Annotated in this window: 14 protein-coding genes and 1 pseudogene; all 15 read left to right on the forward strand. The window is 52.9% G+C overall.

Annotated elements, in window-relative coordinates; genetic code table 11:
* Positions 1 to 214: 214 nt before the first annotated feature.
* Positions 215 to 1,924 (forward strand): efflux RND transporter periplasmic adaptor subunit, encoded by a 1,710-nt coding sequence (locus QQK89_RS22445; protein ID WP_284240918.1) that lies wholly within the window; start codon positions 215 to 217, stop codon positions 1,922 to 1,924.
* Positions 1,921 to 2,676, forward strand: coding sequence for an ABC transporter ATP-binding protein (locus QQK89_RS22450; protein WP_284240919.1), 756 nt, complete (start codon positions 1,921 to 1,923; stop codon positions 2,674 to 2,676). The genes QQK89_RS22445 and QQK89_RS22450 overlap by 4 nt, the downstream gene beginning before the upstream one ends.
* Entirely contained in the window at positions 2,618 to 3,808 is a 1,191-nt protein-coding gene (locus tag QQK89_RS22455; RefSeq protein WP_284240920.1) for an ABC transporter permease, read from the forward strand. Before QQK89_RS22450 ends, QQK89_RS22455 begins: the two co-directional genes overlap by 59 nt.
* 238 nt (positions 3,809 to 4,046) lie before the next feature.
* On the forward strand, positions 4,047 to 5,108 hold the full coding sequence (spoIID, locus tag QQK89_RS22460) for a stage II sporulation protein D (protein ID WP_284240921.1): 1,062 nt from the start codon (positions 4,047 to 4,049) through the stop codon (positions 5,106 to 5,108).
* An 80-nt stretch (positions 5,109 to 5,188) separates the two neighbouring features.
* Positions 5,189 to 5,938 (forward strand): M23 family metallopeptidase, encoded by a 750-nt coding sequence (locus tag QQK89_RS22465; RefSeq protein ID WP_284240922.1) that lies wholly within the window; start codon positions 5,189 to 5,191, stop codon positions 5,936 to 5,938.
* A gap of 156 nt (positions 5,939 to 6,094) precedes the next feature.
* A complete protein-coding gene (gene spoIIID, locus QQK89_RS22470; protein ID WP_042170162.1) occupies positions 6,095 to 6,382 on the forward strand; it encodes a sporulation transcriptional regulator SpoIIID in 288 nt (95 codons plus the stop codon).
* A gap of 138 nt (positions 6,383 to 6,520) precedes the next feature.
* Positions 6,521 to 7,522 carry a rod shape-determining protein MreB gene (gene mreB, locus QQK89_RS22475; protein WP_284240923.1) on the forward strand — a complete coding sequence of 334 codons (1,002 nt, stop codon included), beginning with the start codon at positions 6,521 to 6,523 and terminating at the stop codon, positions 7,520 to 7,522.
* Positions 7,523 to 7,687: 165 nt separating this feature from the next.
* Positions 7,688 to 8,554: a flagellar hook-basal body protein gene (locus QQK89_RS22480; RefSeq protein WP_284240924.1), complete on the forward strand. Its 867-nt coding sequence runs from the start codon at positions 7,688 to 7,690 to the stop codon at positions 8,552 to 8,554.
* Positions 8,555 to 8,572: 18 nt separating this feature from the next.
* Entirely contained in the window at positions 8,573 to 9,400 is an 828-nt protein-coding gene (locus QQK89_RS22485; RefSeq protein ID WP_284240925.1) for a flagellar hook-basal body protein, read from the forward strand.
* A 13-nt stretch (positions 9,401 to 9,413) separates the two neighbouring features.
* Positions 9,414 to 9,713, forward strand: coding sequence for a DNA-directed RNA polymerase subunit beta (locus QQK89_RS22490; RefSeq protein ID WP_284240926.1), 300 nt, complete (start codon positions 9,414 to 9,416; stop codon positions 9,711 to 9,713).
* 181 nt (positions 9,714 to 9,894) lie between these two features.
* Positions 9,895 to 10,437, forward strand: a complete 543-nt coding sequence (locus QQK89_RS22495; RefSeq protein WP_284240927.1) for a CDP-alcohol phosphatidyltransferase family protein — start codon at positions 9,895 to 9,897, stop codon at positions 10,435 to 10,437.
* A gap of 164 nt (positions 10,438 to 10,601) precedes the next feature.
* Positions 10,602 to 11,033: a 3-hydroxyacyl-ACP dehydratase FabZ gene (fabZ, locus tag QQK89_RS22500; RefSeq protein ID WP_284240928.1), complete on the forward strand. Its 432-nt coding sequence runs from the start codon at positions 10,602 to 10,604 to the stop codon at positions 11,031 to 11,033.
* 124 nt (positions 11,034 to 11,157) lie between these two features.
* Positions 11,158 to 12,849, forward strand: a complete 1,692-nt coding sequence (locus QQK89_RS22505) for a phospho-sugar mutase (RefSeq protein ID WP_284240945.1) — start codon at positions 11,158 to 11,160, stop codon at positions 12,847 to 12,849.
* 64 nt (positions 12,850 to 12,913) lie between these two features.
* On the forward strand, positions 12,914 to 15,013 hold the full coding sequence (locus QQK89_RS22510) for a DUF5693 family protein (RefSeq protein WP_284240929.1): 2,100 nt from the start codon (positions 12,914 to 12,916) through the stop codon (positions 15,011 to 15,013).
* Positions 14,977 to 16,156: pseudogene (csaB, locus tag QQK89_RS22515) on the forward strand (polysaccharide pyruvyl transferase CsaB). Before QQK89_RS22510 ends, csaB begins: the two are co-directional and overlap by 37 nt.
* Positions 16,157 to 16,173: the final 17 nt, after the last annotated feature.

Raw genomic sequence — 16,173 nt, forward strand, 5'->3', positions numbered from 1 at the left:
TCCACCATCCGCGAACTCCAGTCTAAGCTGTAGCAGGCAAATTGCCTGCTATTCATTCATCCCATCCGTTCGAGTACCTAGTCTTTGGCGCTCGAGGTGTGCGGACGTCACCCCCCCGTGCCCCAAATAGTCCCTTAGGCTTGTTCATGCTCTGTTCATTTTCCCGTGATATATTCGTCGGTAGATATGACCGATGGAGGGTGGAGTACAGTCAATGAAGAAGTGGACATTATGGCTTAGTATCATCATAATTCTTGCTGCCGCCGGCGGTGGCGCGTATTATTACTATTTCATGCGCGACGAGAAAGCGACGGCAGAGACGCCGCTTGCTGTTTCGGCCAGGGCGATCAAAGGTGACATTCAAACCTCGATAAGCGGTACCGGCTCGGTTGAGGCGAACAACAGAGAGACGGTAACGGCAGGCAAAAGCGGCACGCTAGCGACCTTGTCCTTCAAAGAAGGAGACAAGGTGAAGAAAGGGCAAGTGCTTGCTACTTTCGAAGATAACGATAATTATGATGATCAGATTGAGTCGATCAACAAAAATATTACAAAAACGAAAGATCAGATCGCGGATAAGCAAGAGGAATATAAGGAAGCGATCGGCACCGAAAACGAAGATCAAATGACGAAGTCCATCAAGGATGAGATTGCGGATCTGGAATCGACCATTGACGATTACAACGATCAGCTGCAAGATATCTACGATAATCAGGCAAAAGAAGTGAAGCAGGTTATCGCTCCGATCGACGGCGAAGTTACAACGAGCGATGTCAGTGTAGGCGACGAGGTACAAGCCAACACTACAATCGCCGAGATCGTGGATTACACGAATCTTGAGTTTGTTACCAGCATCGACGAGCTAGATATCTCGAATGTGAAGCTGAAACAAACGGCGCAAATTACGCTTAGCGCAATTACGGACCGTACGATCGAAGCAACGGTATCCGAAATTGCGAAGGAAGGTACATCCTCGAACGGTTCGGCTTCCTATAGTGTAAGTTTGTTGCTGAAAGACATTGATGGCGTCATGGTGGGAATGTCCGGTCAAGCGGATATCGTAACGGAACAAAGTAAAGACGCGATACTCGTACCGGTTAACGCGGTAGTTGAATTCGGCGGCAAATCCTATGTTCGCGTGCCTGGCACAGGCAACGGAACGGGTACAACGCCAAACGGAGCAACAGGCGGTCAACGCGGTCAAGGAACGCAAGGCACACAAGGCACGAAGGGCGCGCAAGGAGCTAACGGCAATGAAGCGGCTTCTGCGGGCGGTTGGCAAGGCGGCGGCGGTGGACGTTTCCAAGGCGGCACTGGCGAAACCGGCGGCGGCGCTCAAGGAAGAGGCAATTTCCAAGGCGCTAACGGCGGAACAACAACGGCTAATGGCGGTCAAGGTACTGGCCGCAACGTCGCAGCCGCAGACAGCACGAATAAAGGCGGCACAACTCCAAATGCAGGCAGCGGAACAGCACCAAATGGCGGAACGGCCCCTAACACAGGTAACGGCGCTGCCCCAGGTGGAGCACTTCCAGACGGAGCTGCCCCAGGCGGTAACGTACCGGGCAACGGTACTGGCCAAGGCAACAACGGCGGCGGCAGAAACGGCATGGCTGCTCAAATGAGAGAAAGCATTACGCTTGGCGGCCAGCTGAAGGAAGTAACGGTTGGGATTAGCAACGAGACTTATGTGGAGATCAAATCCGGTCTTGCGGAAGGCGACGCGGTTCTCGTTCCGGTCGCAACAGGCGCGCAAGGCATGGGCTCTTCCGCTACTCAGCAACAACAGCAGCAGCAGTTCGGCGGTTTCGGCGGCGGAGGCTTCGGCGGAGGCGGCTTTGGTGGAGGTGGCTTCACAGGCGGCGGAGGCGGTAATGTAAGAACCTCGACGCGCGCAGCGACAGGCGGCGGTGGCGGCCGATGAACGAACAATCACCTTTGATTGAAATGAAGGATATCGTCAAGTATTACAAGATGGCCGGAGAAAAAATGACGGTCCTGCACAATGTATCGCTGACGGTCAACCATGGTGATTTCCTCGCCATTGTTGGCCCGTCGGGCTCCGGCAAGTCGACGCTGATGAATATCATCGGCTGTCTGGATGTTCCTAATGAAGGCAGCTACAAGCTCGACGGCAAAGAGGTTCGCGGGCAAAGCGACAACAGGCTTACGGAGATGCGCAATAAGAAGATCGGTTTTATTTTTCAAGGGTACCATCTTCTGCCCCGGTTGTCGGCGCTTGAAAATTGCGAGCTTCCGCTTATCTACCGCGGTTTGTCGACCAAAGACCGGCGTGCCCGGGCGATGGAGGCACTGCAGCGCGTGGGACTAGGCGAAAGAGTAGGACACCGCCAGAATGAACTCTCGGGTGGCCAGCAGCAACGCGTAGCGATTGCGCGGGCACTGGCGACGAATCCGCCGCTGCTACTTGCGGATGAGCCGACGGGGGCACTTGATTCCAAGACAGGCATGGAAGTACTCAGCATGATGGAGGAGCTGAATCGCGCGGGTCAGACGATTGTTTTGATTACGCATGATATGGAAGTCGCGCAGCGTGCAAGCCGTACGGTCATTATACGAGATGGGGTGCTGACGGAGCAGAAAAGGAGGGACAGCCATGAAGATTACGCAGGGCCTCATAATGGCCGTCAAGAGCGTCTTATCGAACAAGCTTAGAACCATCCTTTCGATGCTTGGCATTCTGATCGGGGTTGCAACCGTCATCGCGCTTGTTTCGATGGGCAAAGCATCCTCCAACGAAGTAGCGAGCCAAGTCTCGACGCTGGGCAGTCCGGATTCCTTGTCGGTTACCATCACGGGTCGGGGGACGGTGACGTCCTTATCCGTTGATGAAGCGCTCAAGCTTGGCGAATTAAACAACGTAAGCGGCGTTGCTCCGATTACAAGCTCTACCGGATATGCGAAATACGGCAGAACGCAAGTATCGGTCAGCATCGAAGGGATTACGCCGGAGTACGAGGAAGTGAAGGACTTCAGCGTCCAGGACGGACGTTATATTGCTTCGCCGGACATAACCAACAAGACAAAGGTAGCGTTGATCGGTACGCAGACGGCGCAAGATTTGTTCGAGGATGAACATGTGGATCCCGAAGATGCGGTCGGACGCAAGATTACGATTAACGGCTATATATTTACGATCGTTGGTTTGCTGGAATCCAAGGGCAGCTCGCTCACCGGATCCAATGACGAGAAGATTCTCATTCCGATCTCGACCGCGCAGAAGGTATTCCAGGTAAGCGGCGTGACGACCATTAATATGAAGGTAACGGATACGAAGCAGATGAGTTCCGTTGTCACGGAAGTGGAAACGAAGCTTTACGAGAAATTCCGCGGCAACGAGAATGCCTACCGGGTACTGAATCAGGAAGAAGCGATGAAGACGCTCAACTCGGTTAATGAGACGATGAACAGGCAGCTGATTTATGTGGCCGCTATATCGCTAGTTGTCGGCGGGATCGGGATTATGAATATTATGCTCGTCTCGGTGACGGAGCGAACGCGGGAGATCGGTATCCGCAAATCGCTCGGCGCCAAGAAGCGGGATATCCTATTCCAGTTCCTAGTAGAGGCGGTTTGCATAAGCGGTCTCGGCGGGATTCTCGGTATTCTAATAGGCAACATAGCCTCTTATATCATAGGCCAGGTTATGAAGAGTCCAACCGAGGTGCCGATGAATACGATGCTGCTGTCCTTCGGTTTCTCCGCGTTTGTAGGCGTTGTATTTGGTTATCTGCCTGCGAATAAAGCGGCAAGTTTGCGGCCGGTTGATGCGCTTCGCCATGATTAAAATAATAGAATATACGCTTAAGCTTAAACCAGAACCGCAGGTTCTAGCCTATTAAACGGCCTCATAGAATAAATCCATCAAGGCTTTAGTTTAAGAGATTCCATTCTCTTAATACGGTCTATAGATGGAAAGGAGACTTATGAGATACGCAGTAGGCAGACAGAATCGGGCGGCAAGGAGGTCCGGCAGCAGGTGGCTAACACGTGTATGCTGGACTGCCTTCGGTATTGGAATCTTGATGAGCATATCTGTACTGCTGGCCACATCGGTCTACCGTAATGCCGGTGCCGCGCGAATCAGTACGGAATATCAACAATTCCAAGGGGAAAGCGGCGGCGTAACGTCTACTAATAAGGCGTCTGCCGACGGGTTCGGGCAGGCGCCTTTACCGTCTCCGGGGACCTCCAAACCTGGGGCTGGCGCTAGCGACGGCAACCGCAATGGCAAGGAGATCTATATTAATGTCTATTTGACGAAGGAACAACGTACGGAGCGGGTAAGCCTAGAAAATTACGTGAAGGGCGTCTTGGCCGGGGAAATGCCCGCCGACTTCGAGCTTGAAGCGCTCAAAGCCCAAGCGATTGCCGCGCGTACCTATATAGTAAGAAGACTTGAACTGGATGATCATAGCGGCATGCCGGCGACAGCGGCGGCGTCGCGAGCAGACGTAACGGATACGATTGATCATCAGATGTATATTTCGCTCGATCAGCTTCAAGTGCTTTGGCCCAAGGACGAACAGAAAGCCAATTTGGCTAAGCTGGATAAGGCCGTCAGCGAGACGAGAGGCGAGATTATAACATATAGCGGAGAGCCGATTCAAGCGGTCTTTTTCTCAACCAGCAATGGGTATACGGAGAACTCGGAGCAATATTTTCAGGAGGAGCTTCCTTATCTGCGCAGCGTGGCAAGTCCTTGGGATAAACAAATCTCTCCCCGTTACGAGGAGACCGTGAAGCTTGCGTTATCGGATTTTTATGCGAGACTAGGACTAGCTACCAACAAGAAACCGGCCATTCGGGTGCTAGACAAGACGGCAGGCAAGCGGATCGCCGATATAATGATAGACGGCAAGACGTATACGGGCAGGGAAGTGCGAGAGAAGCTAGGACTAGCATCCTCTCAGTTTACTTGGAAGCTGGATAAAGACGAGATTAGCATAACAACCTTCGGTTACGGGCATGGCGTTGGCATGAGCCAGTGGGGAGCAAACGGCATGGCAGAGGAAGGGAAAAGCGCCGAGCAGATTGTAACCTACTACTATACGGGAACCAAAGTGGAACAAGCTTCGAAGCTATAAAAATCATTTCTCAAAAAATAGTAACACCTCACGTATAAAGCTAGACGTTCTGGCAACAATGGCTAGTGAGGTGATATCAAATGAATGAAAATCAAAACAAACCAAAGCAAGACTCTCCTAAAAATGGTATAGGAGAAGTATCTGCCGCAAAGTCTAGCAACGGCTTTAAAAGACTGTTGTCGAGGAAATGGGTAACCCCGGCAGCATTCATGGTAGCGGCAGCAATCATCGTAGCCTTAATGTGGATCTACCAGGGTTCGGACAACACCAAAGAAACTTCAGCTACGACAACCGAGCAAACAGATACCACTGTAGGCAACGAAGCTGTGAAGCCGGATGATCAAGCACTTGAAGCAGGAAGAAAAGGCGAGAAATTGGCATGGCCTGTAGCGAACAAAGATTTGCTGGATGAAGTGCTTCCTTTCTTTGATGCCAATGCAACAGCGGAAGAGAAAGCGAACGCGGTTGTTCAAACGAACAATAATACGTTTGTACCGCATCTCGGCGTAGACTTTGCGGATCCAAGCGATCAACCGTTTGCCGTAATGGCTGCTCTGTCCGGTAAAGTAACGCTTGTAGAGAAACATCCAACTAACGGCAACATCGTTGAGATCAGCCATGGCAACGGTCTCGTGACCGTATACCAAAGCCTTAGCGACATTCAAGTAGCCGAAGGCGACGATGTGAAGCAAGGTACGCAAATCGCGGTAGCGGGTCGCAATGACCTTGAGAAAGACCTCGGCGTTCACCTTCACTTCAGCGTACAAGAAAACGGCAAGTCGGTTAACCCGGCTTCGATCGTAGGCCAATCGCTTACGGAAGAAAAATAGGACTTAAGTCTCACAGGCAGGGGTGGAAACCCCTGCCTGTTTCGTTTTTTTATGAAATTTTTAGGCCAAACACATCCTTAAGGCTTGACCATAAAGAATATATGCCCGGACCTCTCATATACTGTACCAAACTATCTCGAGTAGGGAGGCGGGAACGTGCATGATTACATCAAAGAACGAACCATTAAAATAGGTCGTTGCATCGTGGAAACCAAACATACGGTGCGTACAATCGCTAAAGAGTTCGGCGTGTCCAAGAGTACGGTCCATAAGGATCTGACCGAGCGTTTGCCGGAAATCAACCCCGACCTGGCGGACCAGGTGAAGCACATTCTCGAGTACCACAAATCGATCCGTCACTTAAGGGGAGGAGAAGCAACCAAGATTAAATACAAGAAGACCAGCACGAAGAAACGCGAGGTTCTCGCTGCGGGCAAATCCTAAACATTTTTCGAGTTTTTCCGCACATAAGCAAGAGGAATTTAGTCGTTTTTGGCGAATAATGTACATCAGTATGTCCTATGTCATGGGAACTATTTATGGACGGGATGTTCATATTATTCGTTGGAGGATTAAAGCCGTATGTTTAGCAAGGATATCGGTATCGACCTGGGTACAGCCAATGTATCCATTCATGTAAAAGGGAAGGGCGTCGTTCTCGACGAGCCTTCGGTAGTCGCAATTGAAAGCGATTCGAAACGGGTGCTCGCCGTTGGCGAAGAAGCGCATCGAATGGTCGGCCGTACGCCGGGCAATATCGTTGCCATCCGTCCGCTTCGCGATGGCGTTATTGCGGATTTCGAGATTACTGAAATTATGCTTAAGGCTTTTATCGATCGTGTTGAGGGCCGCAAATGGTTCAGCCGTCCGCGCATTCTGATCTGCGCACCTACCAATATTACGTCGGTAGAGCAGAAAGCGATTCGCGAGGCGGCTGAACGCAGCGGCGCGAAGGAAGTATTCCTGGAGGAAGAACCAAAGGCTGCCGCAATCGGGGCTGGAATGGACATATTCCAGCCTAGCGGCAACATGGTCGTTGATATCGGCGGCGGTACTACCGATGTGGCGGTCCTGTCGATGGGCGATGTCGTAACCTCTTCTTCGCTTAAAGTCGCGGGGGACAAGTTCGACGCCGCGATCATGAAATACATCAAGGACAAGTACCGTCTCTTGATCGGCGAACGGACAAGCGAGGAGATCAAGATCAAGATCGGTACCGTATACGGGAATGGCCGGCATGAAGAGATTGATATCCGGGGCCGTGACATGGTGTCTGGCCTGCCTTTGACGATTACCATCCGTTCCGAAGAAGTGCGCGAAGCGCTATGGGATCCGGTGATGTCTATCGTTGCGTCGGCAAAAATGGTGCTGGAGCGCACACCGCCTGAATTATCCTCCGATATTATCGATCGGGGCGTTATTCTGACCGGCGGCGGCGCGCTGTTGGACGGGCTGGATGCTCTGCTTGCGGACGAGCTTAAGGTGCCTGTTCTCATCGCTGAAGATCCGATGCATTGCGTAGTTAAAGGGACGGGCATTTTGCTTGATAACTTGGACAAGCTCGGCAAAAAAAGCCGGGCCTAATGTTGTGCGGGTAGGGCGCCGTGGGGGGCGCGCCGAGGCACAAATGAGTCGAAGGTCGCAGAGGCTATCTATAACGGCGGCTCGGTACGAAGCCGATATTATATATGAAGAGATACGATTATGAGGAACACGGCTTCGTAAGCGGACCGGCCGAGGAGGCGCCATATGTTAAGAGGTCTTTATACAGCTGCAGCAGGCATGACGGCGGAGCAGCGCAGACACGATACGATCACGAATAATATTACGAATATCAATACACCGGGTTATAAGCAGACGTATGCGGTAACCCGCTCTTTTCCGGAGATGCTGTTGTCCTTGACGGGCGTCGACGCGAAGGAACAGAAGCAGATCGGCAAGATCAGCACGGGCGTGTTCGCTGAAGAAAGCCTTGCGATTCATTTGCAGGGCGATCTGATGCAGACGGGCAAATCTTCGGATTTCGCCCTTGTGTCCAATATTGACGTGCCGGGCATGACCTTTGACGCGTCCGGGAAATACGTTTCGCCGGATGGCGAAGTAACGTTCCAGCCGCAGGCGTTTTTTACGCTGCAGGATAAGAACGGCGAGACCCGCTACACGCGCGGCGGTTCTTTCACGCTGACTTCGGACGGGTTCCTTGTATCCGCTGACGGATCAAATGTAATTGGGACGGACGGCAATCCGATTCAATTCCCGGTAGGCGTCAGCCTTGACGGCTTAACGATGACGGCAGACCAGCGATTCGTTGATGCGAATACGGGGGTGGACACGGGAAGACAGTTAATGCTTACGCGGATTGATAATCCAAATGAGCTGGCCCGCGAAGGGGATGGCAAATTCCGTCTGACTGGCGACGCGAATGACGCCCGGCCTGTTGCAGCCGGAGAACGGGTTGAGGTCCGGCAAGGTTACGTTGAACGCTCCAATGTGGATGCCGCGCAATCATCGGTAGACTTGATGGCCGCGCTGCGCGCTTATGAAGCGAATCAGAAGGTTATTCAATTCTACGATGAAAGCTTGGACAAGGCCGTTAATCAGGTCGGCCGAGTGTAGAGGCGGGGGACATAACAGATGAACAGCTCGATGATTAATGCCAGCGTATCGATGAACGCCTTGCAGCAGAAATTGGACATGCTGGCGGATAATATTGCGAATGTGAATACGGTAGGCTATAAACGTAAGGAAGCAACTTTCGAGGATTTGCTCAACAACACAAGAACGCAGCCGGAAGCTTTCAACCAGCCGGGCAGGCTAACGAACTTGAACTTCAATCAGGGCTGGGGTTCGAGACTTGCGATGATTCAGCCGAACCTGCAGCAAGGCACCATCAAGACAACGGACAAGGATACCGATCTTGCGATCGAAGGCAACGCTTTGTTCGAGGTGATGGTCAATGCTAACGGAGATCGCGCCTATACGCGCAGCGGCTCGCTGCAGTTGACGGTTGCCGCAAACGGTGATACGATTTTGGCAACAGCAGAAGGGTATCCGGTTATGGCAACGACGGCAAACGGCGAAGGACCGCTTGTAGTTCCGAGCGGCTACCAGCTTCGGGTGAATCCGGACGGTACTGCTGAAGGAGTAGCGAAAGACGGCGGCACGATTGCGCTTGGTTCGATCAAGCTTGTTCAGGCGACGCGTCCTTCCGCTTTGACCTTGGTTGCCGACAACTTATATGAAATAGCCGACGGCATTAACGTGGCAGATGTGCTGCAGAACGTAACGCCAAGCGGCGACAATGGCATTGCGCTTCGTCAAGGCGCCCTGGAGCAATCCAACGTAAATCTGGGTGACGAGATGACGGAGTTGATTAATGTGCAGCGTGCTTACCAGCTGGCAGCGAGAGCTTTAACGTCCAGTGATACCATGATGGGATTAGCCAACGGCCTGCGCAAATAGATAGGGTGAGAGTATGACGGAAGAACGGGCGGTTCTGACGAGGAGCGCGCGGAATCATCAGGACAAACCGCATGTAGAAGAAGCAAGCCCAACGGGCAGCGTCGGTAAGTCCGAGAATAAAGAGCAGCGTTCCAAGGGCGCGCGAATCGCGTTATGGATTTTGCGCAAAAGTCTTGTGCCGGTCATCATGGTCATTATGCTTCTCGCCGGTTTATATATCGGTTATGCGGTTATTGGCAAGCAGCCGGGTGGCGAAGTATTCCACTGGTCGACTTGGCAACATATGTATGATCTTGTTTTCTCCGATACGTAGAACATGAATATTTATTAATGAAGGACTGTTTCCGGAAGTCATTATGTTAAAGTGACTGAGAGGCAGTCCTTTTTTTGCTTACCGCCCGCATCCGAGTCCTGTTTTCATTTTCATATGGTAGTTGTATAATGATTGGGAACCTAGGTAGACGAAACGGATAAAGGTAGAGGGGCGTGCGCGTTTGAATCTGCCGAATTTTTTGACCTCGCTGCGGTTTGCGATGATACCGATCTATGTCGCGATCTTTGCGCAGGGACATATGATTTATGCCTTCCTGGTTGTCGTGGCAGCAGGCCTCACGGATATACTCGACGGGTATATTGCCCGGCGCACGGGGCAGGTGACGACAGTCGGACAAATGCTCGATCCGCTCGCCGATAAGCTGATGTTTATTTCGGTTATCCTATCGCTTCTTCTGGCCGGCCACATTTCGTGGGCAGCGGCAGCAGCGATCTTTTTGCGCGATTTGGGAATGATAGCCGGAGGCATGATTTTTCACTTTAAAGGGAAGAAGACCGTGCCGGCGAATTGGATGGGCAAGCTGACAACCGTGCTGTTCTATATCGGCATCATGTTTGTATTTCTGGAAGCGCCGTTTGCCGCAACCTACCTGTGGGCAGTTATTGCCTTCTCGTTTGTGACGGCGGCCGTGTACGTTATTTTGTTCCAGTCATTAAACAAGCCGGGCAGCGGACCTAATAACACGATTGGACCGGAGCAATAGGGCCGGATGACACACAAAGAGGCTTGGCCCGCGGATTATTGAGATCCGCCAGCCAAGCCCCCTTATCTTAACCTTCACAATCTGCAGTTTGATGAAGGGTACTACTAGTTTCAGTCATCACGGCCTGTTTTATACCTGCTAACTATCGAAAGGAGCTAATAAACATGCTCGATATCAATCAAATTCAAGAAATTATTCCGCATCGCCCGCCATTTCTGCTCGTTGACCGCATTACGGAGGTCGAGCCGGGCGTCCGCGCGGTAGGCATCAAGAACGTTACCATGAACGAGCCGCATTTTGTCGGTCACTTCCCGGGGTATCCGGTTATGCCTGGCGTACTGATTGTTGAGGCGCTTGCGCAAGTAGGTTCCGTGGCCATGCTGATGGTTGAAGCGAACCGCGGCAAGCTTGGATTCTTCGCCGGCATCGACGGCTTCCGTTTCCGCGGCCAAGTGAAACCCGGCGACACGCTGAAGCTGGAAGTGGAGATTACGCGTCTGAAGGGACCAATCGGCAAAGGTAAAGCAACGGCTTCGGTAGATGGACAAGTTGTAGCCGAAGGCGAGCTTATGTTTGCTTTGTCAGATCGTTCTTAATTGGAATTTAAGAGGATTTGAATGGATTTGATACACGCAACAAGTGATTTACAACCATAGAGAAACAGCCATACAAAGGCCAATATAAAAGGAGTGTAGCTGCTTGAATCAGAATGTTATTGCAATGGAACGTTACCAGGCTTGGTTGAACGATGCGCTTATCGATGAGGCTACGAAGGAAGAGCTTCGCGGCATTGAAGGACAAGAGAAAGAAATTACGGATCGTTTCTACCGTGATCTTGAATTTGGGACGGGCGGTCTTCGCGGCGTTATGGGCGCGGGTACAAACCGTCTTAACGCTTACACCGTTGGCAAAGCCAATCAAGGTCTCGCGAACTGGCTGTTGTCCCGTGCGGAAGGACAACCTTCTGCCGTGATCGCCCACGACTCGCGCAACAACTCGCCTGAGTTCGCGCTTGATTCCGCGCTTGTGCTTGCCGCAAACGGCGTGAAAACTTATTTGTTCTCATCGCTTCGCCCGACTCCTCAGCTGTCTTATGCCGTTCGCGCGCTTGGCTGTTCGACGGGCATTGTTATTACGGCTAGCCACAATCCGCCGGAGTACAACGGATACAAAGCTTATGGCGCAGACGGCTGCCAGCTGATTCCGGAAGAAGCAGAGCAGGTTATTGCTTCGATCGGCCAAGTGACAGGATTTGATCAAGTGAAACGCATGAGCCGCGAAGAAGCGGAAGCACAAGGCCTTCTTGTATGGCTTGGCGCGGAAGCGGACGAGCAATATACCGATACGGTTGTGGCGCAAAGCTTGAATAAAGAACTGTTGCAAAGCGGTCTTGGCGAGAAGTTCAAAGTGGTCTTTACGCCGCTGCATGGCTCCGGCAATCTGCCGGTGCGCGAAGTGCTGCGCAAAGCGGGCTTCAGCAATGTTCATATCGTAGCCGAGCAGGAGCAGCCTGACGGTTATTTCAGCACGGTCAAATCGCCTAATCCGGAAGAACGCGAAGCGTTTACGCTTGCGATCAAGCTTGCACAAGAGATTGATGCGGACATTATTATGGGCACGGATCCGGATGCGGACCGCATGGGTGCGGTTGTGAAGAACAATAACGGCGAATATGTCGTCCTGACGGGCAACCAGTCGGGCGCTTTGATGATCGAATATGTGCTCAGTCAATTGAAAGAGCGCGGCCAGTTGCCGGCTAACGGCGTCGTAATCAAGACGATCGTTACCAGCGAGATGGGGGCCGACATCGCTCGTTCCTACGGCGCGGCTGTAGAAAATACATTGACTGGCTTCAAATATATTGGCGAGAAAATGACTTCTTACGAGCAAACGGGCGAGCATACTTTCCTATTTGGCTACGAAGAAAGTTATGGCTATTTGACTGGCGATTATGCACGCGATAAAGATGCGGTAGTCGCTTCGTTATTGATTTGCGAAGCAGCGGCATACTATAGCAGTCAAGGAAAAACGTTGTACGATGTTTTGCTTGAGCTGTATGCGAAACACGGCTTCTATTTGGAAGGCCTCGAATCCCGTACGCTGAAAGGTCTTGACGGTGTGCAGCAAATTGCCGGTATTATGAACGACTGGCGCGATAATCCGCCAACGGAGATTAATGGCGTGAAGGTAGAACGCGTACTTGATTATCTTGAGGGCCTTGCCGGACTTCGTCCGGAGAACGTACTGAAATATATGCTCGCTGACGGATCGTGGTTCTGTCTTCGTCCATCCGGCACGGAACCGAAGATTAAAGTGTATTTCGCCGTTCGCGGTCAATCCACGGATAATGCCGCTGAACTGCTTGAGAAGCTGCGCGGCGCCGTGATGGAACGTGTAGACAGCAAGGCTTAATCCGCTTGGCGGGCGACGGCCGCAGACGGAACATATTCGTGAAAGAGTTGAACGGAGGATTATTGTGCTTCAACGTTGGCAGCAATGGAACCGCAAAGCGATACTCTGGCTGTGGGTTATTGCAATTATTGGCGTAATCGCCGCATTGCCGATCGGCATGAATCGAATGGACATGGAATCGTCCTCGAAGTCGGTTGAATATGTATTCGATTATCGCGACCTGGTTGAGATCTCGGATTACCAGGCGCGGCCGCAGCAGTTTATCGACGAGCAGTTAGACAAAATGAAAGACGTCGGCATTACGACGATGTCTCTATACGAGGGCTCCTTGAAGGAGTTTTCCCAATCGAACCGTCTTAAATATTACAACTCGAAGGATGTAGCTCTTCTGCAAGGCAAGCTGGAGCCGGTGGGACAGAACTTTACTTATATTCTGTTCAGCGGCACGGAAGAAGAAGAGAAGATCGGGCCAATCATCCGCGGAGCAATGGATCGGATTGGCGCGGTATATCGTCCTTGGTCGTTCGATGGCCGGAACGGTCTAGTTATCGAATTGCCGCTGCAGGAAGTCATGCTGCAGCCGCTTGATTTCGATCCGATGACGCTTCAAATGCTTCATGACAAAGGGTTTCATATTCTGGCTCGCTTCTCCGACCGCGTATTGCCTTACGACGAGGCCGCTACGGATGCTCAGCTGGCTAGTCTGAAGGAAGTTGGCGTGACGCGCGTTCTCTTTGACGGCGCAACGGTGAAGGGTTATAAGGATCAATTAGAGCGCCGAAGCCTCAATTCGTTCGCCGAGCTGCTGAACAAATACGGCATGGGTATCGCAACGATCGAGAATTTGAAAAAACCTCAGGGCGGCATAAATAAATTAGCATATATTACAAACTATAATATCGTACGCCTGTATTCGCTCTCGGCGGAGGATGCCATTGCGAAATCGCCAGAAGTACTGGTTGACCGATTCATGCTTGCCGCGAAGGACCGGAATATCCGGATGTTCTTCCTGAACGCGAGCGTACAGACAAGCCTCGAGAAATCGTCGGTTGTCAGCGGCTTGGACAACCTGTATCTGACGATGAAAGGCAAAGACGGCGCGGTACAGCGCTTGACGGAGGAAGGTTTCCCTCCGAATCTGGCGCAGCCGTTTGACGTGAAGCATCCGTCTTACGCGAAGCCGCTTAAGATGGTTGTAGCGGCAGGCGCGGTTGCTCTGATCGCTCTGCTCGTTAATGTGTTTATTCCGGGCACGCTTATTCCGCTGTTCTTGATCGGCATGGTAGGCGCAGCCGGACTGTTTATGATGAACAGCGCGCTTGCCGAACAGGCGCTTGCGCTAGGGGCAGGCATCAGTGCTCCAACTCTTGCTCTCGTCTGGGTGATGAACCGGGTATATGCCCGTACGGAGGGCAACCTCCGCACCGTAGGAGGGGCTTCCTGGAATGGACGAGCTTCCGTTCCGGAAGGCAAGTGGGTATTCGAAGGGATGACAATAGGTCGTCGTCTTGGCCTTGCCATTACGTGGTTTATCGTAACGGCTTGTATTTCACTGATGGCCGTACCGTTTGTATTTGGCCTTCTGAACAATATTACGTACAGCATGGTGCTGCAGCAGTTCCGCGGCGTAAGCCTGCTGCACTTGGCGCCAATCGGCCTGACGGCTATTTACGTTCTGCTGTACACCGGCAACTCGCCGATTCGCCGCATTAGAAAATTTGCGAATTTGCCGATTACGGTGTTTATGGTCGTCGCTTTTGTGGTAATTGCCGTAGTAGGTATGTATTATCTGTCGCGTACGGGCAACGAAGGTTCGGCGTCTTCGCTTGAGCTTACGTTCCGTAACTGGCTGGAGCAGACGTTTGGCGTTCGTCCGCGGAGCAAGGAGTTCATCCTGTCGCATCCGCTCTTATTGCTCGGACTGTTCCTCGCGCTTCGTTACCGCGCGGCATGGGTGCTCATCATTGTGGGTTCGATCGGACAGCTGTCGATGGTCGATACGTTCGCTCATATCCATACGCCGCTCTACATTTCGATTATCCGCGTCTTCCTGGGCCTTGGCCTCGGCGCGATTATCGGTCTGATCCTGATTGGCGTGTGGCAAGTGCTGGAAGGGGTATGGCGCAAATGGTCACCGGGACTGATAAAAAAACTTGCCGAGTAGTGATCTCCGGCTATTACGGATTTCGCAACAGCGGCGATGAAGCCGTCTTGCGCTCGATCCTGCTGGCGTTAGCCGAGCAGGGCGAGGCGAGCGGGGTTCGTATCCAGCCGGTGGTGCTGTCGGCCGACCCGGCGTGGACGACCCGCATGTACGGCGTGGAGGCTGTCCGCAGGATGCATCCGAAGGACGTGCTGAACGCGCTCCGCGGAAGCGACGGGCTGATCAGCGGCGGCGGAAGCCTGCTGCAGGACGCCACAGGCGCGAAGACGATTCCGTATTACACCGGAATCATCAAGCTTGCCCAGTGGCTAGGCAAGCCGACGTTCATTTATTCGCAAGGGATCGGACCGGTGAACCGGCGCTGGATGGATCCGCTTATCCGCTCAAGCATGCGGAAGAGCGCTTATGTATCGGTGCGGGATGCTGAATCCGCCGCTTTGCTGGAGCGGATTGGCGTGCCGCATGGCCGGATCGAGGTTGTACCCGATCCGGTGATGGGGCTGCCGCTGCCGGCTGGTTCGGCAGCGGGGCGGGCTGTAGCCGCCGATGATGCGGCGGCTGTGCCCGTGCTGGGCGTGTCCTTGCGGCATTGGCGCAAGGANNGCGTGGGGGCTGGGGCCCACGCACGGCACCGATCTTGGCCGCGCGGCAGACGCGCTGGCCGAGCTTGCCAGCCGCCGTGCCGTGCGGCTGCGGTTCCTACCGTTCCATACGCCGGACGATGCGGAAGCATCGAAGCTGGTCATGGAACGGCTCAGCGGCAGGCTGGCCGGCGGAAGCACGGCCGAGCTGGCCGCTCCTGGCGACGACCCCCAGCAAATGCTGCTGGAGGTAAGCCGCTGCGACGCGCTGTTTGGCATGCGCCTTCACGCGCTGATCTACGCGGCGAACCAGATGGTTCCGATGCTTGGCTTATCGTACGATCCGAAGATCGACCAGTTCCTTCACCGCCTCGGCTTAACGGCCATTGGCACGACGGAGCAGCTCGACCCTTCCGCGTTCGCGGACAGTGCCGAGCAGCTGCTGGGTAACCGGGCGGGCTGGACAGAGCAGCATCGCGAAGCGATCGAACGATTAAGACAACAATCGCAGCAGCCGGCGCAACAAATTGCGCAGCTATTGCGTCAAACCATATCGAGGTGATTTTCACTTGTCGAAAC

Origin of the sequence: Paenibacillus glycanilyticus (assembly GCF_030161375.1) — a bacterium.
In the GTDB taxonomy this organism is placed as follows: Bacteria; Bacillota; Bacilli; order Paenibacillales; family Paenibacillaceae; genus Pristimantibacillus; species Pristimantibacillus glycanilyticus_B.